Raw genomic sequence first — 19,693 nt, forward strand, 5'->3', positions numbered from 1 at the left:
ACGACCACTTGGCATGCGAAATACTAGTCCGATACTGACTAGCAACACGACGACTAATGCGGCGATCCACAGCCAGGAAGACGTGCCCGTCAATTGCGGAAGCGTGACCTTACCCGTCCCTCCTTTATCTTGAGAAGTCCAGAGATTTCGCGAACGATGTTCGTCACTGTGGCTTCTCGACTTCATAGCCGGAGTTGGTCCACGCCTGCCAACTGCCAGGGACATTCCGAACATCGGCGAAGCCGTGTCTTTGCAACACGCTGGCCGCGATGTCGGCTCGATAACCGCTGTCGCAGTACACCACCACCGGCTTTTGCTTATCGAGACCGGCAGCCCCGTTCAGCCCATCCCGCATCTTGGCCACATAGTGATGCTTTGCTCCGGGAATGTGACCGCTTTCCCACTCGTCTGGAGCGCGAACATCGAGAATCTGAACGTCCTGCATGTGCTCTTTGAGTTCGTGCACGCTTTCTTGGGAAAGTTCTTGCAAAGGCAGACCTGCGTTCTCCCAGGCCTTCATGCCCCCAACAAGATAACCGGCGAACTTCACAAAGCCTGTATAGACGAACTGCCAAAGGAACCAGTCGAGATCGGTTTCATCTTCGACGACTAGCAAAATTGGTTTTTCATAATCGAGCATTTGACCAGCCCAGACGGAAAGTTCTGGTCGGGGTCCGATGTTGATAGCTCCGGAAATGTGTCCACCGCCAAACGCCAGCATTTGCCGAGTGTCGACCAGTTGCGATTGACCTTGCTCCCAGGCGGCTTGGAACGGTTGGGCTGGTAGGCCCGGAATCGCCGGGGCATGCCCCAACACAGGCGGTCCTTGAGCGTTGACCTTTTTAAGGTGCTTGTAATGGTTGGGCTCGGGTGGAGCCCCGTCCTGCACAAACTTCTTGAACTCTTCGAAATCTTCGTATTGAAGAAACTCATTGGTTCGTCGTTCATAACCGATCGTACCCATGGGACGCTCGCCGATGTCCGCCCCGCAGGCCGAGCCAGCCCCGTGACAGGGATAGATAATCACCCCATCATCAAGCTTGAGGTAATAATCCCGTAGGGTATGAAAGAGTTGCTTGACTAACTCCTCTGTCTCGTCATCCCCCAGCAGATCCGGGCGACCGGCCGAACCAACGAACAGAGAATCGCCGGTCAAAATGCCCCAGGGATCGTCGAGACTGTCCTTCTCGGCGATCTCGTAAGCCATGTGTTCCGGTGTATGCCCGGGTGTATGCCGGGCCGTTAGTACGACGGCTCCAAACTCAAAGCGGTCTCCACATCGGATTTTTTTCAGATCGAATCCGTAATCCGCATCGCCTTCACCGCTGCCACAGAGCTTCGCTTCGCCCAAGCGATCTACGAGTTCTCGTGCTCCACTCATAAAGTCAGCATGGATGTGCGTTTCGAACACGTGAGTAATTACCACTCCATGCTCGCGTGCGATGTCGAGATACACCTCGACATTCGGACGCGGATCGATCACGGCAGCCGTTCCGCTACTGTCATCGCCAATCAGATAGGAAAGTTGGGCAATGCCCTGGGTCTGCACCCGTTCGAATACCATCGTCATCAGAAGTCCTCCGCCGGGTATGTCACATTCGTCGCAGTCCGATCAATGCTGTATTGACAGGCTGCAATATGCGTACCACTGTTGCCTGACGAGAGACTGGAACGGGCTTAGCCGCCTGCGAGAACGCACAATACCGCATTCGTGCGAAGAGAGATCAGGCAGCGTGGAGCAAAAGGCGAACACATCACTGCGCGATTGGATGCCAAGTTGGTCGCGCAAGCATCACCAAGTGCAGAGACATTCTATGGCTTCGCGGGGCCTCCTGTATTAATCCACCGAATTCATCATTTCAGCTCAACGTGCAACTTGTTGATCTTGCCGGTGAATGGAAACGGCCTTTGTTCCGCGTAGTTCAACGAGACAGGTGAACCGAGGTCAACACCAACGTCGAACGTCTCGGTCGCCGTGAAAGCCAATGGCACGGTTCGTTTCAACAACACGCGTCCGACTTCCTCACCGTCGACCGAAAGCGTGGCCGTCCCGGCTTGGCCGGGAGCTTTGATGTCGGTAGTGACTTCGATCGTGTGTTTTCCGGCAGGCAATGCCTTTTCGCTCCGGCCGGAATAGTTCTCGATGATCAGCATGTTGTATTGGTAAACCAGATGTCCTTCCTCAAAGTACACGGTCAATCCGCCGCCCGCACCGCCGATGGCATACAGCACGCCGTTCGCCTTGTCGCCAATCTCGATTTCAGCAGTCACTTGATTACTCACGCGACCCACACCAGGAGCAACGAACTCGGGCATCCGTCGAGTTCTTTGGGTGAACGTCCAGGAGGTGTAAGGCGTCGTGATTTTGTCTTCGGGATGGGTTCGCAACCAGTTCCCTGCGCCAATGGGATAGGCTTGGTTTTCCTTAGCCAATTCGAGAAACTCCTGTTTCAGCTCTTTCAGCTTCTCGGGGTCTTTCGAGGCGAGGTTATTGGCCTGCGAGAAGTCATCATCGAGCCGGTACAGTTCCCATTGATCCTTGGCGGAATCCCAGTCCCGAATCCGCGGGATTGAAGCCGGCGTATCCCAGGGGATCAGCGGCCCAAACGTGCAAGCAAACCAGCCGTCTTTGTAGATCGCACGACTTCCGTTATTGTCGAAAAACTGAACCTGCTTCTTCGTGGGAGCGGCCGCGTTGTCGAAGGTGTAGGCCAAACTCACACCATCCATCGGAATCTGCTTGTGGCCGTTAACGAACTTTGGATGCGGAATGTCGAGTAGTTCGTAGATCGTGGGCGCGATGTCCACAACGTGGTGGAATTGCGATCGAATCATCTTGTCCGGTTTGATCCGTTTAGGCCAGGAGACAACCATCGGGTTGCGTGTACCGCCGAAGTAGGAACCCAATAGCTTGGTGCCCTTGAACGGCGTGCTGCCAGCCCAAGCCCAGCCGGCGTGGTACATATTCTCGGTCTTGGGCGATCCGAGGACTTCGACCCCGCCAATCTGGTTGAGAGCAGCGATCTGTTGTTCCACCGTGTTAGGGATGTTGTTCTGCGCGAGCACCTCGCTGACAGAACCGCGTTGTCCCTCGGCACTCGAACCGTTGTCTCCGACGATGTAAAAGATCAAGGTGTTCTCGCGGAGGTTTCTCTGTTCCAAACCTTCCACAAGTCGGCCCACCTGGGTGTCGGTGTGTTCGACGAAGCCAGCAAAGATTTCCATCAGCCGTCGTTGGAAGGCGTGTTGATTCTCGGGCACGTCCTCCCAGGCTTGCATGGTTTCATCACGCGGGGTGAGTTTTGTCCCCGGTGGGATGATGCCCATTTCCAACTGCCGTTGGTAGACCCGTTCGCGGTAGTTGTCCCAACCATCGTCGAACTTGCCTTTGTACTTGTTCGCCCATCCCGGGAAGATGTGATGTGGCCCGTGGACGGCACCGGGAGCCCAATACATGAAGAAAGGTTTGTCGGGCGCGAACGCCTGGCTGTCATCCACCCATTTGAGTGCTTGATCCACCATGTCTTCGGTGAGGTGGTATTGAGGATCTTCCGGGGGTTCGATGTGGTTGTAGTTTTCGGTCAGTCGGGGCTCCCACTGTGAGGTTTCCCCGCCGAGAAAACCGTAGAAATGCTCGAAGCCATATCCGGCAGGCCAACGATTCTTAGGACCGATCGCGGTGGTTTCCGTGGCCGGCGTGTTATGCCATTTCCCAAACGCTGACGTATGGTATCCATACTGTTTGAGGATCTCCGCAATCGTGGCGGCGGTTTTAGGGATGACTCCGGTGTAACCGTCGAAGGCCACCGCACGCTCGGCGATCGTGCCCGAACCAACACGGGTGTGATTGCGTCCTGTCAACAACGCCGCTCGCGTGGGAGAACAGATCGACGTCGTATGAAACGTGTTATACATCAGCCCCTGGTTGGCCAGCTTCGTCAGCGTGGGCGTATGGACTTCACCACCAAACGTGTCGGCCACCCCAAAGCCAATGTCGTCAATCAAGATGATCAAAATGTTCGGGGCATCTTTGGGCAACCGCTCGGGTTCCTGGGGCCACTTCATGACTGAGTCTTGAAGTCTTGGCTTGGCCTCTCCCGCCATCTTCTGTGGCGGAAACGGCAAGACGGATCCATCGTTCGGCTGGGCAATGACAGCCTGTGAAGCGGACAGAAGAAGCCCGATTGCAGTCAGCAATTGAAAAAGATGGCGTATCATATTGCAGGCGTTCGGTTCAAAAATGAGATAAGGAAACGGAACCGAGAGCTGTTCCCGATCCTGCGACACATCGGAAAATCGTGCATGATGTCAGGCTAACAAACAAGTCGAACCAGCGAAAACCAGAAGATTCGGGAGACCTCTGTCGCAACGCCCTTCACAATGGAGAGCACGTCCCAACTGCGCCGAAAATGTATCCGGGCGGATTTCAGGATGATTTTGAGACCATTTTGTAGCAGCCTTAGATCTCGGCGTGGGGTTGCGATGGCTCACAGACCCGCCAGGCGCCGGGACTGCAAATCGTCACGGTGTGTCTTCCTTTGACTTCAGCACAGATTGTACCCGCGCCGTGATTTCATCACGACGCGTTGCCGCTAGCGGACCTTTCTTCGCGGCGGCGACGTTCTCGGCGAGATGCTCGGGGTTGCATGTACCGACGATCGTGGTATGGCAAGCGGGATGACTGAGCGTGTACCGCAAGATCAGTTCGGCACGACTGGCTCCCTCGGAAAGAAGCTCGTCGAGCCGAGCCTGGTTCCAAACGTCGTTCAATGCGGGACGCTGAATTTCTGCGTCTGGTCCACCTTTTGCCAAACCGCCCCGCACGATCACACCGGCTCCCGTCGCGGCGGCGCGTGTCATTAGCACCGAGTGTTCCGGGGCGAGAGCCGAATATGGGATTTGGAACGTGTCGAACACGCCCAGGTCAATCAAGTCGGGCAGGTGCGGCAGTGAACTGGAAACGCCGATGTACCGGACCAAGCCTTGGTCGCGAAAGTCGCTCAGCAGGTCGATCAACCCTTCACGCTGCAGCGTTTCGGCGTCACCGCCATGGAACTGAAGAAGGTCGACATGATCGGTCCGCAGCCGCTCCAGACTGGTTTCCAGATTCCGTTGCACGATCTCCGGCTTCCAGATGTGGTCGATCTCCAGATGGTCTTCGCGTTGTACCGGGGCGCAGCCGCACTTTGTGGCGAGGTAATACTCGTTCCGCCGAGACCCAATGAACCGACCGATCCGTTCTTCACTCAATCCGTAATCGGGAGAGGTGTCGATGAAGTTGATTCCCGCATCGAGAACGGCATTCAGAATCGCATCGGCTCCGGCGTCATCGACAACCCGCACGCCCCACGTCTTCGGGCCGCGAATCCCCATGCTACCGTACCCGAGTCGGGTTACCTGTAGGTCGGTCTGCCCAAGACGCTCACGGTCCATAAAATTGATCCTGCTTGACGGAGGTGGCTTTAGCAATCGATGATGACTTCCTGGTCAGCCCGAGAATGGATTGACCAGTCCAACGCCATCCTATCAAAAGCCCGCTAGCCACACTGCGCCAGTAGAAGCTTGGAGACTCAATTCAATCGACTTTCGCCGAATCTGAAAATTCAGCGCATAAGCGAAACGGCCCTCACCCCCTTCGGTTCCGTAGTGCAACAACACTTTGCTCACGCTTTTACCTAGCTTCAAAAAGCGTTGTTTTATAAGGGATTTCGCTTCGACCTGACTTCGACTTGGGTTACCTCAAAGTAGGTTTTCATTGATTGGTGGGGGGAATGACAAGTGGGTTCGAGAGTGTTCTTTCCTGCACGATTCGGGAAGGAGCACGTCTCGTCACCATGGACGATCCCTAACGGCTGAGGTAGACCCAAGCCCGCTCTTTCCGCGTCCGTTCCACGCCGTCGACAATTTCCTGGAACCAGTAGTCACAGGGCCGTCGATTGTAGTTCCGTTCATTGAGGCCGCAGAGATTGGCGGTCGAATCCTCGATCAGAAAGGCGGGGATCGTATTGTCCCAGCCTTGATTCGAGTAGATGAAACAACCCAACAAATCGGTAAAGCCGCCGCCCTTCGTATGGATGATCGTGCCGATCTTCTCGGTCTTCATCCCGAGAATCCACAGCGATGCGCCGTTGTTGGTGAGCATCGTCCCTTCCCGCTCGGTGTTCAACTGCCGGCACCAGGCGTAATGTTCTGCACTCTCCAGGTCTAGACGACCACAATAGTCGTCCAGAAAAATGTCGCCGCTGCCGCGACCGATCACGTGAGCACCAATCCACGAACTGACGACGAACGTGCGTGCCGACTCATGCAGGATCGTCACACTCTGACCACCGCTCTGATTTGAGCAGCGTTCGATAATGACGACCGGCACATCATCACCTTGGCGTGATTGATCCCCGTCAACCAATCGCCAAACGGCGTCATCCCCGAACCGACATCGGCCTTCCAAGCCAATGAAACGCTCCAAACCGCCTCGCAAGAGGACTTCCCCATTGAAGTAGAAATGGCTGCCGCCGGGCAGATAGACGGTCTTCGCACCCGAGTCGATGGCGGCCTGAAGCGCTGTCGACGAATCCGTTTTCCCATCGGGGTCTGCACCGAAGTCGACAATGTTCGCCCAGTCGACGCGAGGATCACCCCACGATACCTCGGGAGTCTCTTTCACGGGTAAATGGCTTCGCTTTTCGGGAAGCGTTCCATCCAGATCCAGAAACTGAGAAGCGACGTTCGTGTGCGACGTGTCTTCAGTCACCAATCCCGGCTGCTCCACGTCTCCCTTGTCCCGGCCTTTGTCGGCGTTGTCGATCGACTTGCCGTAGCCGGTGATCTTGGTGTTGCGTACATAGAGTTGTCGTTGGTTGAGAACACCGGCGGTCTTCTCCGCACCAGGCAAGCCAAGAAGCACGGAATCCACCAGCGTGACGGTGCCCCAGGAATCTTTTCGATTGAAGATCGCCGGAACCTGGTTCTCACTCTTGAGCCCCCGAACAAAAATCATCTGATGGTAGTTGTGCCAGCCGAACTTGTTCTGGTTCTTGAGGGTGATGTGCTCGAACGTGCAAGAGTTGACCGGCCACCACGTTCGGATGCCTTCGTCGAATCCTTCGACAGTGAGGTGCCGCACCAGCAACGGCCCGATTTCATCGGTATGGCCCAGGTCAAGTCCAATACGGCCTTGTCTGTCGCCCGAGACGATCCGTACGTTGCGAATCGTCCCTTGATTGCTCGCGTTGAACTGGATGCCGATGGCTCCTGGGTTGTCGCGCCCGGTGTGAACAGTGAGATCCCGGATCGCGTTGCGAAATCGCTGAGCGGGACGACGGCCTGTCCAAATCACAGCCTTCGAGGAGTTCTGCTCGCCATTGAATCCTGCCGTTCCATCGGGCACCCGGATCGTCGTCAAGTCGCGTCCCTGTCCTTGCAGGATGGTTCGCTTTTGCTTGGTGCCCGAGTGGGGACCATCCGCCCATCTCAGGGTATCGGTGACGATGTATTCGCCGGCCGGCACATAGATGATCCGATTGCCGTTGGGATGCTTGTCTAAAGCTGCCTGGATAGCCGACGTGTCATCCTCGCCATCATCGGGAACCGCGCCGAAGTCGACAACATTGAGCACGCCGCCATCGGCCGGGAACCGTATCCCCTCAGTCGGTTTGGAGGTTGCGGACAGTGGCTTCTGTGCTGGTGTTGGTGGCTGTGCGGCTGCGACGGCGGCATGCAAGATAGGCATCGCAACCGTGATTGTTAGGCACAGAAACGCCTCGGCCACCAGCTTGATTCTCGGTTTAGTCACCACAAAAACTCGTTCCTCAAGTCAAACTTTCCCGGCTCAAACGGTCGCAAAACTGACCTCTTAGAAAGCCGGTTTCTCGACCCATTTTTCTGCATCGAAACTGGGACGTAGCGCTGTACAACGGATGTGCAATCCGTTCACTCAACAAAATACGAAAATACCATGACGGTCAAGATTTTTCACCCACTGCTGGCGATGATCGCCTCGGCGACGAACAACGAGCTGGCAAAGTATGTCGAATCCTTCGGTTCCGTAGAATCCGCCACCGAAAATTTCGCAAACCGACTGAGATTTAAGGCTTACGGCCGTAAGTGCAGCGCAAGCAATTGCTTAGGATTGCTTTTCAGTCGTCGGAGTCGTCCGGTGTCGGCCCGCAGAAACGACTGAAACGAGTACCTATTTGTGAATTCAAAGGCTCAAAATCGGCCGCTCAAATGCGTTGTTTCGAAGCGATCGTCTCCGAGGCAACCGAGCATCCAAACTCAGCCTGGGTGGTTCAAGAGACCGAGGTCTTTCTGGAGAAGGCCCGACATCGGGACAAGAAGCCCGATATCGTCATGCACGACATGGACACAAAGTTCACCAAAGAATTCGCCGCCAAACTGAACGAGAACGGAGTGCGAACCAACATGCTCCCAAAAGCCAGCCCGAACTTGAACGGCCGATGTGAGCGATTCATCCAAACGATCAAGCACGAATGCCTTTCAAAATTCGTCATCTTTGGCAAGAAGCATCTCGACTATCTTCTGATTGAATTCGGTGACTATTACAATGGCCATCGAAGTCACATGAAGCGTGGGCATCTGCCACCACTTGCTGAGGCACCTGACGAAATCCAGTCTTTGACGATGGACGGAGTTGAAATCAGATCGCATGTCGGAGGGCTAATCAAATCGTTCGAAAGAAAGGCAGCGTGAAATTCGCAGACGAGCTTCGCCGCCTCACGTCGTTCCTCTTCGATGGAACTGGAATAAATCGAAGCGGTCTGCAAACTCCAGAAAGGTACGAGGAGGAGTGATCGTCGATTTCTACTCAGCAAGGCTTTCTCCCGCTTTCTGCGATGGGCTGATTTCAGATGCGAGATGTGGAGTTTATGGTGACACTCTCATTTCGGCGTTAAGTTCTTTTTCGAGGATGTCTGCCAGTGCTCGCAGCAAGGCGGCACCATCGCCCTGGTATGCGTTTCCGTGCTGACGGGCGAGTGTGGTGGGATTGAGTGATGCCAGCCGTTCCAAGATGGTGCCGGTCTTGGTGGAGTGGCGTAATAATCCATCGGTTTACGCATGGCTTCGCTGGCCGTGAGGATTTCCGATTCGGTCACGGGTGGAGTCTCCGCCCCCGGCTGGGTGAAAAGGTCACCGCACAGCAGCGTACCGGTCGTTTGATCGGACAACACGCCACAGTCCCAACCGTGCGGCACATGCGGTGTGTCGATCCACTGCCACGTCTTCTTTCCTATCAAGAACGTCTCGCCATCCGCCAATCCTCGACCTTCCTGGTCGGCTTGATCGTTGAGCGATGTCATCACGCTGACATGACTAGCGAAAGGGACTGCTTGTGGTGCGGCCGCCAGAAATTCGTTCATGGCTCCCGATTCGTCACCTTCGAAATGGGAACAACTGACACTCCTCACTCTATTCCACGTGACGGCATCCTAATGTGGCGGACTGGCATAGTTCGGATGAATTGTCCGTGGGCTTATCCAGAGACATTGCTTTTCTTTAGAGCGACTTTTTCACTCATCCTGGTCCTCTTTGTCGAACATTCTTCGATGCTTCTCCATCTGGTCTTCCAAGTCTTTGAGGATTGTCTCGCACACAAGATGGCAAATCTTCTCGACCACCGGGTCGTCTAAGCGATAGAGGACGTGGGGACCATCCTTGCGACGGGCTACCAATCCTGCCTCGGCAAGCTGCTTCAGGTGTTTGGACACATTCGCTTGCGTGCCGTTCGTATGTTCGACGATCCGTGAGACGTTCAGTTCTCCTTCAGTCATCAGTGTGCGCAGGATGATAAGGCGGGTCGGATCGGAGAGCATCCGAAACTTTTCCGCCATCAACAGCAGGATTTCGTCCGGTATCTTCTCTGGCATCGCTTATGTCGCTTCCTCATCGGCAGGTGGCCCGTCCCGCCAGTAAAGCTCACTTTGCAGGACTGAGTGTCGTTCGGTCAGACAGGTTGACCGGAAAACGACCAACTTGGGCCACCTATTGCCTCAATCAAGCCGAAATGGAACGGCATATTATTTGCATGTATGGTTATACGGTTTGGGTCTTTGCTTGGCCACTTATTTTTCGGATATGGAGCCTCTTATGATTCCCCCAACTGTGGGCCGTGTTCCTGAACACACTGCCGAGCATGTAAACGAGCAGATTCGTCATCAAACGGAAGAACGGGTCGCCCATCTTGCCGCTGCCGGGCGGGAGGCGATTGACGGGCGTATGGCGGAACTGAATCAAGAATGGGACATTGAACGGACGCTGGAGGCGAATGCCGCCACTCTGTCGCTGGTTGGGTTGGCGTTGGGAGCCACCGTCAATCGCAAATGGTTTCTCTTTCCTGGCGTCATCTCTGCCTTCCTTTTGCAACATGCCGTTCAGGGTTGGTGTCCCCCGTTGCCGGTCTTTCGTCGCATGGGGTTTCGACCGGCTTCTGAAATCGACTCGAACGGTACGCTCTGAAAGCAATTCGAGGAGATTTCGATCATTTGCAACTGGACGAGCCAGGGCAGCCAAGTCCAGAGCAGGTCGTTCAAACCATGCGAAAGTAATTCCAGGCAGTAAATGTAAGACTGCCCCTTTTTCAAATTGTATGCGAAGGAGAGCGCTCATGGCAGAGAAGATGAAAATCAATGACCAAGTAACGGTGGGACCGCAACCGTCCGATGACGAAATCCGTCAGTTGGGCGACCAGGGCTTCAAGACGGTCGTGAACTTCCGCACGGAAGGCGAGGACGAGCAACCACTATCTCCCGATGCCGAGGGAGAGAAGGTCAAGTCCGCAGGTATGGAGTACCTGCACATTCCGGTGTCCATGAAGTCGATGGGACCGGAACTGGTGGATCAATTCCGTGCAAAATATCCGAATCTCCCCAAGCCCGTGTTCGCCCACTGCAAAAGCGGAAAGCGGGCGGGGGCGATGGTCATGATGCACATGGCCGTCGAACAGGGCATGAGCGGCGAACAGACCCTTCAAAAGGCGGAAGAGATGGGTTTCGAGTGCGACAAGCCAGAACTCGAACAGTTTGTCAAAAATTATGTGGACAACCACGCCAAGTAACCTTTCGCCGAAGGTGTCCTCATGACGGTCGGCACAGGAGTTTCGTTGGCACTGGCCCTAGTCATCGGTCTGACCCTCGGCGCTTTGGGCGGTGGCGGATCAATCCTCACGCTGCCGGTCTTCGTCTTTGTAGCTGGCATTCCAGCCCAGGAGGCGGTGGCGATGTCGATGGTCGTGGTCGGTGGGACGAGTCTGCTCGGTGCGGGCCTTCACTGGCGAAACGGGAACTTCCATATCAAGGCCGCATTGCTATTTGCGGCGACGGGTGTGATCGGAGCTTATGCCGGATCGTTTTTGACCCACATGGTTTCGCAGCGGGTTTTGTTGGGCATTTTCGCCGCCCTCATGCTCATCACCGGCATGGCCATGATTCGCAAACGCCCCGAACAGAAAGAACAACAGCAGTGTCGGTTCTGGCCCTGTCTTTTGATCGGTGCCGCCGTGGGTGTACTGACCGGATTCCTGGGAGTCGGTGGCGGATTCCTGATTGTTCCAGCCCTGGTGTTATTTGCCGGTATCGAGACGAAAGCCGCCGTGGGATCGTCGTTAGCGATCATCGCCGTGAATGCAGTCGGTGGATTGGCCGGGCAGTTGCAGCAAGTCTCCCTCAACTGGCAACTGACGGTGATGTTCCTCGGTTTGGCAATGGTCGGCATGTTTGGCGGATTGTTCGTCGCAGAAAAAGTGCCAAGCGAGTCGCTGTCCAAAGCCTTCGGATGGTTCGTTGTCGTTTTGGCGCTGGTGATCGGCGGCTTGGCGGCGGCAGGAGTACGCACTACAGCCCTCAACTGATAGGAGAAAACCATGCAATTTCATCAACGCTTTGTACCGGGTCTGGCCATCGCTTCGTACATCGTGGGAGATGAGAAGAGTGGCGAAGCCGCCGTCATCGACCCCACCAGAGATGTTGAGGACTTCATTGCCTTCGCCAAGAACAATGATCTGCACATCAAGCACATTATTGAAACCCACGTCCACGCTGACTTCGTGTGTGGTTCGAGAGAACTCAAGGCTCGGCTGAACGATGAGCCGACAATCCATTGCTCCGGTTACGGCGGCGATAACTGGACCCAGCCCTTTGCCGACGAGTACGTCAAGGAGGGCGACACCATCAAAATGGGGGATGTAAAGTTCGGATTTCAGCATGTTCCAGGCCACACGCCGGAACACATCGCCGTAACCCTGTTCGATACATCTCGCAGCAGCGACACCCCCTGGGTCATGTTTAGTGGCGATTTCCTGTTCGTCGGCGATGTCGGGCGTCCTGACCTTTTGGGAGAGGAAGAAAAGACGGAACTGGCTCACCAATTGTACGAGAGCGTTTTCAAGCGGCTCGACGAAATCCCCGACATCACCGAGGTCTATCCCGCTCATGGTGCAGGCTCATTATGCGGCAAAGCGATTGGTTCCAGGCGGTCTTCCACGGTCGGCTTCGAGCGGCGGTACAACACGGCACTCAAAGAGAAACCGGAAGACCAATGGGTGGAAGACCTGCTCAATGAGATGCCGCTTTCACCGCCCTACTTCAAGCAAATGAAACGGGTCAACAAGGAAGGCCCGGCGATCATCGGTCCCGAACTTCCTGGTCAAAAACGTTGGGGAGCCAAGCAGGTTCATGAGAGGGTCTGCGACAACTGTTTGATTGTCGATGTTCGGTCGAAGGAATCGTTCGCCGCCGCCCATATCCCCAATGCGATCAATATCCCGGTCGGAAACAATCTGCCGACATGGGCGGGCTGGGTACTGCCCTACGACCGTCCAATTCTGTTGATCGCCGAGGAGCCTTCTCAGATCGACTCTGTGGTCACGAATCTGCTGCGGGTCGGGTTTGACGATGTGCAAGGCTATCTCGAAGGCGGCATGGGCTCTTGGGAGACAGCAGGCTTTCCACTTTCGACCTTGAATACGATGTCGGTTCACGATCTCGACAAGAAGCGGAAGTCGGAGAAGCAATTGACCGTTCTCGATGTCCGCACGGACAAAGAGTGGAGTGATGGCCACATCGATGGAGCCTTGCACATTCATGGCGGCACCTTACAAGATCGAGTCGAAGAAATCTCCAAGGACAAGCCGGTGGCGGTCGTCTGCGGATCGGGCTACCGAGCCTCGATTGCTTCGTCGTTTCTTCAGCGAGAAGGCTTCGAAGATGTCACCAACGTGATTGGTGGAATGTCGGCTTGGAAAGCAGCAGGTTTACCGACAACCAAATAGACCACGCAGGATTGGAGGGAGAGAATACAACATGGAGATGGCGATCCCGATTACAGCAGCTTCGGTTTTCGTAGCTCTTTTTCTGATCGAGCGGTTCCTGCCTCTGCGGCAGTCCACTCGCTCGCTGTGGCACCGTCTCCTTATCAATCTCGTGATTACTGGGCTGGCATTTGCTGTGGCCGCACTTCTTGTGCGACCGAGCATCTCTTGGGGATTGGGGACAGGAGCCTCGCATGTCGGACTGCTAAAGTTCACAAACCTGCCCTATTGGGGCGAGTTGGTGATTGGATTCTTGTTGCTCGACCTGTCGTTTTACTACTGGCACCTTCTGAACCATCGGGTGGCGTTTCTGTGGCGGTTTCATAACGTCCATCACATTGACCCCGACCTGGATGTCTCAACGGCCTTCCGGTTTCATTTTGGCGAAATAGCATTCTCGGCCCTCTTCCGAATTATGCAGATCACATTGATCGGTGTTTCGCTGGAAACCTACCTCATCTATGAGTTGGCATTCACCACAAACACGATTTTCCATCACAGCAATGTGAAGTTGCCTTTAGGATTCGAGCGGTGGCTGAGTCTTGTGTTGGTCACCCCACGAATGCACGGCATTCACCACTCACAAGTCGAAGCCGAAACCAAGTCGAACTTCTCGGTGGTGCTGCCGTGGTGGGACTGGCTGCACCGCAGTCTGCGGCTGAATGTGCCGCAAGACCGCATCAAGATCGGCGTGCCTGCCTACACGCAACCAGAGGATAATCACCTATGGAACACGTTCGTCTTGCCTTTTCGTCGCCAGCGAGATTATTGGAACTCGCAACATAAACAAGTGGTGGATCAACATCCCCCACCCTCAGCAATAGAAGAAACGACTCTCGCCAAATGACAGTCCCTCTTTCCCATTACAAGGAGAAACTCGTGAAAACTTTGAATCTGATGATTGCTATGGCATTGTTGATTGGTACGACAGCAAGTGCTGCCGACCCCACCGGAGAACCGACCTACGAGCATCCTGTCATCAAGGATCATGGCGGTATCGTGGTGCTGCCGGAAGCGGCGCACCAGCCCAAGAAAAACTCGAAAGTATTACTTGATATTACAGCGGATGGCAAATCCGGCAGTGTCATCAAGGGTTTTGACCGAGCCGCCTTGATTCTCAATCAATACACCGAGGCGGGAGCAGGCATCGACAACGGTTTCAAAATGGCAATCATCTTGCACGGCCCCGCCACCAAAGCCGCCTTGTCCCACAAAGGCTATGCGAAGCACACCAATTCCTATCTGATCGACAAAGGAAAGACAAATAATCCCAACCTGAAATTGATGGCCAAGCTCAAGGAAGCGGGTGTCGAGATTTTTGTCTGTGGGCAAGCTCTTGCACACCACGGCTATGCCACAGATGAAGTGGCATCGGAAGTCAAAGTGGCTGTCTCAGCGGCAACCGTCAACATCAATCTCCAGATGGACGGCTATGCCTATATCCCGTTCAAGTAATTGGCGTTCAGAACCATGCGAACCATATTCCTCAGTCTCCTGCTCACTGGATGGTTCTGTCCATCCAGTGAGGCAGAGGAGAAAGACGAAACAAGTCATCCAACCGTGGTGACGATTCTTCACACCTGCGACTTTCATGGTCGGCATCTTCCGTTTGTGGTCGTTCCCAGAGATGCCACATCCCAAACCGGTAACCCTCAGCAACCGGACAACCGTTTTCAGGGGGAGGGTCGGATTGGCGGATTCGAAGCCTTGGCAGCAGCGGTCGAGAGAATTCGGAAAAAGCGAGGCGAACAGAACGTCTTGCTTCTCCACGCAGGCGACACCTTTAGTGATGACCTCTTGGGAAATCTGACTCAGGGCGAAGCCGTTATCCGTATGATGAATGCTGTAACCTACGACTACATGGCTCTCGGCAACCATGATTTTGACTACGGCATCAAACAAACTCGCCACCTTCAAGAGCTTGCCACCTTCCCCATGCGAGGAGCGAACATTGTCGAGGAAGAAACACTAGAACCCTTCTTGGGCCAGTCCTTCAAGATATTCCAAGTAGACGATCTGAAGGTCGCTGTGCTGGCTCTTGGTTACCACAACACTCACCAGACCACGGCACCGAAGAACGTCCACGGCCTTCGGTTCACAAGCGGTATTGAAGCCGCTCGCCGCTACATTCCCAAACTTCGCCGAGAAGCAGATGTGGTCGTGATTCTGTCTCACCAAGGCACAGCGGTGGACAAGTTACTGGCAGAGGAGGTAGACGGAATCGACCTGATTGTGGGCGGACATTCTCACGACCGCTTGCATCCGGCAATCACTGTCAATGAAACCAAAATTGTCCAGGCCATGTCGGACACAGCGGCTCTTGGTGAAGTTCGCATTAGCCTTGTCGAGGGAAAGATCACAAAGATCGAAGACGAGCTTCATTTACTCTGGGAACGGGATTTCTCGAATCAAAGCATGGCAATGCTGATTTCTCACCTTCGCCAACCGCATCGAGAGAAACTGGAAGAAGTCATTGGAACAGCAAAAAACTCAATCCATAGACAATACAAGTACGAGAGTCCGTTTGATGTGCTTGTCGCCGACTTACTTCGTCAGCAGACGAAAGCTGATGTCGCCTTGCTGCCCGGTGTCGGATATGGAGTCACATTGCCTCAAGGAAAGGTGACTCGTGAAGACCTTTACACGTTGCTGCCTCATCCGGTCAAACTCGCCACATTTCGACTCAAGGGCCGACAAATTCAAAACCTTTTGGAGCAATCCGCAACTAACCTGTCAGCCGAGAACCCACTGGATCGTGTGGGCGGACTCATCCAGACATCAGGAATGACATGGACGATTGACTTCACCCGCACAAAAGGAAACCGGATTCGTGATGTGCGAATCAAAGGACTTCCGTTGAGAATGAACAAGTCCTATCGAGTCGTCTCGCACAGCGGCATGTTGAACGGCATTCATCGTTACGGCGAAATACGAAAAGCGGAAGAAGTCCACATCCGTGACGAGAAAATTGTGGACCTTGTGGAACACCAATTCCAACGATCTGAATCAATTTCTGCTCCCCAAACTTCACAAATCAAACGGATTGCAAACCCAGGCTAACATATGACTACCTATTGTCTGGTGTAAACACAATTGAAGCAGTAACTGCTTTGCCGAAGAAGGAACCGACAATGCAAAGACACAACCATAGGTTTCTAACCTTGCTGATTTTCAGCTTACTAGCTTTTGGAGCATCCGCCCTGCTGCATTCGGCAGAGAATAGGAAGGGTGATAATTGGACGCCACAAACTTCACTCCCACCTGGCGAACTAGGCAAGGTCGTTGCTCTCGGCAAAGAGATTGTTCAAAACACCGGCGAACATCCCCTTTCAAAGCCGTATGTCAACAACGCTCTCACTTGTAGTTCATGCCATCTGGATGCTGGGACCGACCCAAAGGGGGCGACGTTTCTCGACATCGCCTCGGCCTATCCGGCATGGTCGCCTCGTGAGAAGCGAGTCATCACGCTCGAAGATCGGGTCTTGAATTGTTTCATGCGAAGCATGAACGGTGTACGACCTCCCAATGGAAGCAAGGTGTCGGTTGCGGTGACGGCCTACATCACTTGGCTGTCGAGTGGGAGTCGAATCCGCATGAATCCCCAAAAGCCGCTCGGCCCGCATCATGTTCCGCCGCTCAAAATCAATCCGAAGCAGGCCGACCTCGGTCGAGGCAAGACTTTGTTCGCCCAAAAATGTGCGGATTGTCATGGGGAGGGTGGACAAGGCACGGATGAAGGTCCACCGACTTGGGGACCACGATCCTACAACGACGGTGCTGGCCTGTCTCGGAACGAAAAACTGGCAGCCTGGCTGAAGGTCGCCATGCCGCTCGGCGACCCCAGCCTCTCCGAACAGGAGGCTTTGGACATCGCCGCTTTTGTCAACTCGCATGAGAGACCAAAGTTTGTTCTCGAAGACCATCTCCCCAAAGCCGAGAAGTTGGGCGAATACAACGCAGAGCCTCAGTAAACTCAAAGCAAATGGTCCATTTTCAGAAATGGAGAACTTCAACATGAAACGCTTGATAACTGCGACCTCCTGGTCGCCATACCTCGTCGGTGCAGGAATCGGCATCCTCAGTTGGTTCGCCTTCCTGACAGCCGATCATCCCTTAGGAATTACGACGGCGTTTGAGAATACAGCGGCACTCACCGGGAAAGCCGTGGCCCCTCCTATGGCCGAAACGAACAGCTATTTCGAGAAAGAATCGCCCAAGGTTGGTTGGGAGTGGATGCTCGTTCTCGGCGTCTTCATCGGTGCCTTCGTCAGTTCCAAAGCATCAGGGGATCGGAATGCTCCCGCAGTCCCACCCCTTTGGCAAAAACGCTTTGGTTCATCCAAGGGCAAACGATATGCGGCGGCTTTCCTGGGAGGAGCGTTGATGCTTTTCGGCGCTCGCATGGCTCAGGGCTGCACCAGCGGCCACGGGATCAGCGGCACGCTGCAACTGGCCGCATCAAGCTGGCTATTTGCGATCATCATTTTTGCCACGGGAATCGCCACGGCATTTGTCCTGTACGGTCGGGAGGAACACAGCCATGTTTGATCCGATCTGGAAACTCGCACTTGGATTGTTCACCGGCATCCTCTTTGGGGGGCTACTTCAGAAAGGCCGTGTGGCCAAGTATCAGGTGATTCTCGGCCAGTTCTTGCTCAGGGATTGGACCGTTGTGAAGATCATGGGGACTGCCGTAGTCGTGGGAGCCGTGGGGATTTATGCCCTCTTGCCGACTGATGCGGTTTCACTGCATCTCAAGCCGTTGGCTTGGGGCGGAATTATCTTCGGTGGTCTTTGCTTCGGTATCGGAATGGCGGTCCTCGGTTACTGCCCTGGCACCGGAGTTGCCGCTTGTGGTGAGGGCCGGAAAGACGCTGTTGCGGGGTCGTCGGGATGTTGTTCGGGGCGGGCGTCTATGTCGCCGTTTATCCGCCTCTGAAGGCGTTCATCGAGCGGTTCGGAGATGCAGGGAAGATCACGCTGCCGGAAATCACCGACGCCAACCCTTCGGTTCCGTAGGTCGGCTTCTGCAATCGCCGCAAACCCCGTGAAAACATGGCTTTCTTCAATAGTGGCAAGCATTTAGGACTGTTCTGACTTCCGTTTCAGTACGTCCACTTCCGGTCGAGATACCAGCGAAAGCGGTACATATTTGAGGAATCCTCAAATTGCTTCTCGTCGATGTCGTTCACTGGATTTGGTGACGAGTTCTTGGTTTGATCAAGAGTACCAGCGGGGTCTAGCGAATGTGTAACTGCATCCAGATTGACAACATACGACGATACAACGATGGCGAAGATTTTCCACCCACTCCTGGCTTTAATTGCCTCGGCCACCGACAAAGAACTGGCCAAGTACGTTGAATACCTGAAGCACGAGAACAAGATTCTGCGGGCACGCCTTCCGAAGCAAGTCCACACGACTCATGACGAACGGAAGACTCTGCTGAAGTACGGGAAGGCCATTGGCAGAGCCATCGAAGAACTGGTCACCATTGTCAGCCCAGCTACGTTCTACCGCTGGGTCCGAGAAGAAAAGAACGGCAAGCCCAAACCCAAGAACGCCAAGGGAGGCCAGCGGAAGCCAGAGGAGATTCGGCAGCTTGTCTTGAAGATCGCTGAAGAAACTGGTTTCGGCCTGACCCGCATCGTCGGCGAGATGCGGAAGCTCGGCATCAAGATTAGTCGTCAAACCGTGCGGACGATCCTCAAAGAACATGACATTGAGCCCAGCCCAGATCGCACATCGGATTCCTGGGCAGACTTCCTCAACAGGCACGGAGAAACGCTTTGGGGGTGCGATTTCTTCTCGGTCAAATCAGTCACAACTAAGGGAATCCGTGACCTTTACGTCATGACATTTCTCTGCCTGCAAACACGAGAAGTGTTTGTCACGGAATCGACAGAACATCCCGATTCGGCCTGGGTCTGTCAACAAACCGAATGGTTCATCGAGCAGACGAAAGAGCGTGAGAAGAAGCCGGAGATGATCATTCATGACCGAGATGTGAAGTTCACCAAGGAGTTCACGCAGGCCGTCAAACACGCAGGAATGAAGACCAATCCGCTGCCGAAAGGATCACCAAACTTGAACGGCAGATGCGAGCGGTTCATCGAGACGATCAAGTTGGAGTGCCTGCGGAAGTTCATCATCTTCGGCAAGCGCCATTTGGATTATCTCATCTCCGAATTCGTGCTTTACTACAACAACCATCGCAGCCACATGGAACGGGATTATCTGCCGCCAGTACGGAACCGGGAGCCAGAGACGGTCGAGACGTTGAAACTGAGCGAGGTTGTGGTGAAGTCCCACGTTGGCGGCTTGGTGAAATCGTTCGAGCGCAAGGCGGCGTAGGCCGAACCATCTGACCGC

Annotated in this window: 19 protein-coding genes; 12 read left to right on the forward strand and 7 right to left on the reverse strand. The window is 54.5% G+C overall.

The window, feature by feature from the left end; genetic code table 11:
* Nucleotides 1-163: 163 nt before the first annotated feature.
* The 4 genes from G6R38_RS02260 to G6R38_RS02275 form a co-directional block, all read right to left on the reverse strand.
* A complete protein-coding gene (locus G6R38_RS02260) occupies nt 164-1,570 on the reverse strand; it encodes an MBL fold metallo-hydrolase (RefSeq protein ID WP_166820051.1) in 1,407 nt (468 codons plus the stop codon).
* Nucleotides 1,571-1,854: 284 nt separating this feature from the next.
* On the reverse strand, nt 1,855-4,218 hold the full coding sequence (locus G6R38_RS02265; protein ID WP_206028431.1) for an arylsulfatase: 2,364 nt from the start codon (nt 4,216-4,218) through the stop codon (nt 1,855-1,857).
* Between the two features lie 303 nt (nt 4,219-4,521).
* Nucleotides 4,522-5,433 carry an aldo/keto reductase gene (locus tag G6R38_RS02270; protein WP_166820052.1) on the reverse strand — a complete coding sequence of 304 codons (912 nt, stop codon included), beginning with the start codon at nt 5,431-5,433 and terminating at the stop codon, nt 4,522-4,524.
* 412 nt (nt 5,434-5,845) lie between these two features.
* Nucleotides 5,846-7,792 carry a glycoside hydrolase family 55 protein gene (locus G6R38_RS02275; protein WP_166820053.1) on the reverse strand — a complete coding sequence of 649 codons (1,947 nt, stop codon included), beginning with the start codon at nt 7,790-7,792 and terminating at the stop codon, nt 5,846-5,848.
* A gap of 434 nt (nt 7,793-8,226) precedes the next feature.
* Here G6R38_RS02275 and G6R38_RS02280 point away from each other — a divergent pair, with 434 nt between their 5' ends.
* On the forward strand, nt 8,227-8,709 hold the full coding sequence (locus G6R38_RS02280; RefSeq protein ID WP_166820054.1) for an integrase core domain-containing protein: 483 nt from the start codon (nt 8,227-8,229) through the stop codon (nt 8,707-8,709).
* Between the two features lie 188 nt (nt 8,710-8,897).
* Here G6R38_RS02280 and G6R38_RS02285 read toward each other — a convergent pair whose 3' ends face one another.
* Both G6R38_RS02285 and G6R38_RS02290 read right to left on the reverse strand, forming a co-directional pair.
* The gene (locus G6R38_RS02285) at nt 8,898-9,377 is read right to left on the reverse strand and encodes an MBL fold metallo-hydrolase (protein ID WP_166820055.1); all 480 of its coding nucleotides are present in this window, start codon (nt 9,375-9,377) and stop codon (nt 8,898-8,900) included.
* 150 nt (nt 9,378-9,527) lie between these two features.
* Entirely contained in the window at nt 9,528-9,884 is a 357-nt protein-coding gene (locus G6R38_RS02290; RefSeq protein WP_166820056.1) for an ArsR/SmtB family transcription factor, read from the reverse strand.
* A 220-nt stretch (nt 9,885-10,104) separates the two neighbouring features.
* Here G6R38_RS02290 and G6R38_RS02295 point away from each other — a divergent pair, with 220 nt between their 5' ends.
* The 10 genes from G6R38_RS02295 (at nt 10,105) to G6R38_RS02340 (ending at nt 18,260) form a co-directional block, all read left to right on the forward strand.
* On the forward strand, nt 10,105-10,473 hold the full coding sequence (locus G6R38_RS02295) for a hypothetical protein (protein ID WP_240928037.1): 369 nt from the start codon (nt 10,105-10,107) through the stop codon (nt 10,471-10,473).
* Between the two features lie 148 nt (nt 10,474-10,621).
* A complete protein-coding gene (locus tag G6R38_RS02300; protein ID WP_166820057.1) occupies nt 10,622-11,071 on the forward strand; it encodes a beta-lactamase hydrolase domain-containing protein in 450 nt (149 codons plus the stop codon).
* A gap of 21 nt (nt 11,072-11,092) precedes the next feature.
* Nucleotides 11,093-11,863 (forward strand): sulfite exporter TauE/SafE family protein, encoded by a 771-nt coding sequence (locus G6R38_RS02305; RefSeq protein WP_166820058.1) that lies wholly within the window; start codon nt 11,093-11,095, stop codon nt 11,861-11,863.
* A gap of 12 nt (nt 11,864-11,875) precedes the next feature.
* Entirely contained in the window at nt 11,876-13,282 is a 1,407-nt protein-coding gene (locus G6R38_RS02310) for an MBL fold metallo-hydrolase (protein ID WP_166820059.1), read from the forward strand.
* A 31-nt stretch (nt 13,283-13,313) separates the two neighbouring features.
* Nucleotides 13,314-14,168 (forward strand): sterol desaturase family protein, encoded by an 855-nt coding sequence (locus G6R38_RS02315; RefSeq protein WP_166820060.1) that lies wholly within the window; start codon nt 13,314-13,316, stop codon nt 14,166-14,168.
* A 32-nt stretch (nt 14,169-14,200) separates the two neighbouring features.
* Nucleotides 14,201-14,776 (forward strand): DsrE family protein, encoded by a 576-nt coding sequence (locus G6R38_RS02320; RefSeq protein ID WP_240928038.1) that lies wholly within the window; start codon nt 14,201-14,203, stop codon nt 14,774-14,776.
* Nucleotides 14,777-14,791: 15 nt separating this feature from the next.
* On the forward strand, nt 14,792-16,381 hold the full coding sequence (locus G6R38_RS02325; protein ID WP_166820062.1) for a bifunctional metallophosphatase/5'-nucleotidase: 1,590 nt from the start codon (nt 14,792-14,794) through the stop codon (nt 16,379-16,381).
* Nucleotides 16,382-16,452: 71 nt separating this feature from the next.
* Nucleotides 16,453-17,292, forward strand: coding sequence for a c-type cytochrome (locus tag G6R38_RS02330; RefSeq protein ID WP_166820063.1), 840 nt, complete (start codon nt 16,453-16,455; stop codon nt 17,290-17,292).
* Between the two features lie 28 nt (nt 17,293-17,320).
* Nucleotides 17,321-17,869 (forward strand): YeeE/YedE thiosulfate transporter family protein, encoded by a 549-nt coding sequence (locus G6R38_RS02335; protein WP_166820064.1) that lies wholly within the window; start codon nt 17,321-17,323, stop codon nt 17,867-17,869.
* Nucleotides 17,862-18,260, forward strand: a complete 399-nt coding sequence (locus tag G6R38_RS02340) for a YeeE/YedE thiosulfate transporter family protein (RefSeq protein WP_240928040.1) — start codon at nt 17,862-17,864, stop codon at nt 18,258-18,260. Before G6R38_RS02335 ends, G6R38_RS02340 begins: the two co-directional genes overlap by 8 nt.
* Here the strand turns inward: G6R38_RS02340 and G6R38_RS28230 are convergent.
* Complete coding sequence (locus tag G6R38_RS28230) at nt 18,247-18,378, reverse strand: hypothetical protein (protein ID WP_261345349.1); 132 nt, start codon at nt 18,376-18,378, stop codon at nt 18,247-18,249. The two genes, G6R38_RS02340 and G6R38_RS28230, sit on opposite strands and share 14 nt — an antisense overlap.
* 232 nt (nt 18,379-18,610) lie before the next feature.
* Between G6R38_RS28230 and G6R38_RS02345 the strand changes: the two genes are divergently transcribed.
* A complete protein-coding gene (locus G6R38_RS02345) occupies nt 18,611-19,675 on the forward strand; it encodes an integrase core domain-containing protein (RefSeq protein WP_166820065.1) in 1,065 nt (354 codons plus the stop codon).
* The last annotated feature ends 18 nt before the right edge of the window (nt 19,676-19,693 follow it).

Source organism: Thalassoroseus pseudoceratinae, from assembly GCF_011634775.1.
Taxonomy (GTDB): domain Bacteria; phylum Planctomycetota; class Planctomycetia; order Planctomycetales; family Planctomycetaceae; genus Thalassoroseus; species Thalassoroseus pseudoceratinae.

Excerpts from the sequence above, each read along its gene's own strand:
- G6R38_RS02280 (WP_166820054.1), top strand. The coding sequence starts at position 8,227 with ATGCGTTGTTTCGAAGCGATCGTCTCCGAGGCAACCGAGCATCCAAAC.
- G6R38_RS02340 (WP_240928040.1), top strand. The coding sequence starts at position 17,862 with ATGTTTGATCCGATCTGGAAACTCGCACTTGGATTGTTCACCGGCATC.
- G6R38_RS02265 (WP_206028431.1), bottom strand. The coding sequence starts at position 4,218 with ATGATACGCCATCTTTTTCAATTGCTGACTGCAATCGGGCTTCTTCTG.
- G6R38_RS02305 (WP_166820058.1), top strand. The coding sequence starts at position 11,093 with ATGACGGTCGGCACAGGAGTTTCGTTGGCACTGGCCCTAGTCATCGGT.
- G6R38_RS02285 (WP_166820055.1), bottom strand. The coding sequence starts at position 9,377 with ATGAACGAATTTCTGGCGGCCGCACCACAAGCAGTCCCTTTCGCTAGT.
- G6R38_RS02270 (WP_166820052.1), bottom strand. The coding sequence starts at position 5,433 with ATGGACCGTGAGCGTCTTGGGCAGACCGACCTACAGGTAACCCGACTC.
- G6R38_RS02330 (WP_166820063.1), top strand. The coding sequence starts at position 16,453 with ATGCAAAGACACAACCATAGGTTTCTAACCTTGCTGATTTTCAGCTTA.
- G6R38_RS02315 (WP_166820060.1), top strand. The coding sequence starts at position 13,314 with ATGGAGATGGCGATCCCGATTACAGCAGCTTCGGTTTTCGTAGCTCTT.
- G6R38_RS02335 (WP_166820064.1), top strand. The coding sequence starts at position 17,321 with ATGGAGAACTTCAACATGAAACGCTTGATAACTGCGACCTCCTGGTCG.
- G6R38_RS02300 (WP_166820057.1), top strand. The coding sequence starts at position 10,622 with ATGGCAGAGAAGATGAAAATCAATGACCAAGTAACGGTGGGACCGCAA.
- G6R38_RS02295 (WP_240928037.1), top strand. The coding sequence starts at position 10,105 with ATGATTCCCCCAACTGTGGGCCGTGTTCCTGAACACACTGCCGAGCAT.
- G6R38_RS02260 (WP_166820051.1), bottom strand. The coding sequence starts at position 1,570 with ATGACGATGGTATTCGAACGGGTGCAGACCCAGGGCATTGCCCAACTT.
- G6R38_RS02290 (WP_166820056.1), bottom strand. The coding sequence starts at position 9,884 with ATGCCAGAGAAGATACCGGACGAAATCCTGCTGTTGATGGCGGAAAAG.
- G6R38_RS02325 (WP_166820062.1), top strand. The coding sequence starts at position 14,792 with ATGCGAACCATATTCCTCAGTCTCCTGCTCACTGGATGGTTCTGTCCA.
- G6R38_RS28230 (WP_261345349.1), bottom strand. The coding sequence starts at position 18,378 with ATGTTTTCACGGGGTTTGCGGCGATTGCAGAAGCCGACCTACGGAACC.
- G6R38_RS02310 (WP_166820059.1), top strand. The coding sequence starts at position 11,876 with ATGCAATTTCATCAACGCTTTGTACCGGGTCTGGCCATCGCTTCGTAC.
- G6R38_RS02345 (WP_166820065.1), top strand. The coding sequence starts at position 18,611 with ATGGCGAAGATTTTCCACCCACTCCTGGCTTTAATTGCCTCGGCCACC.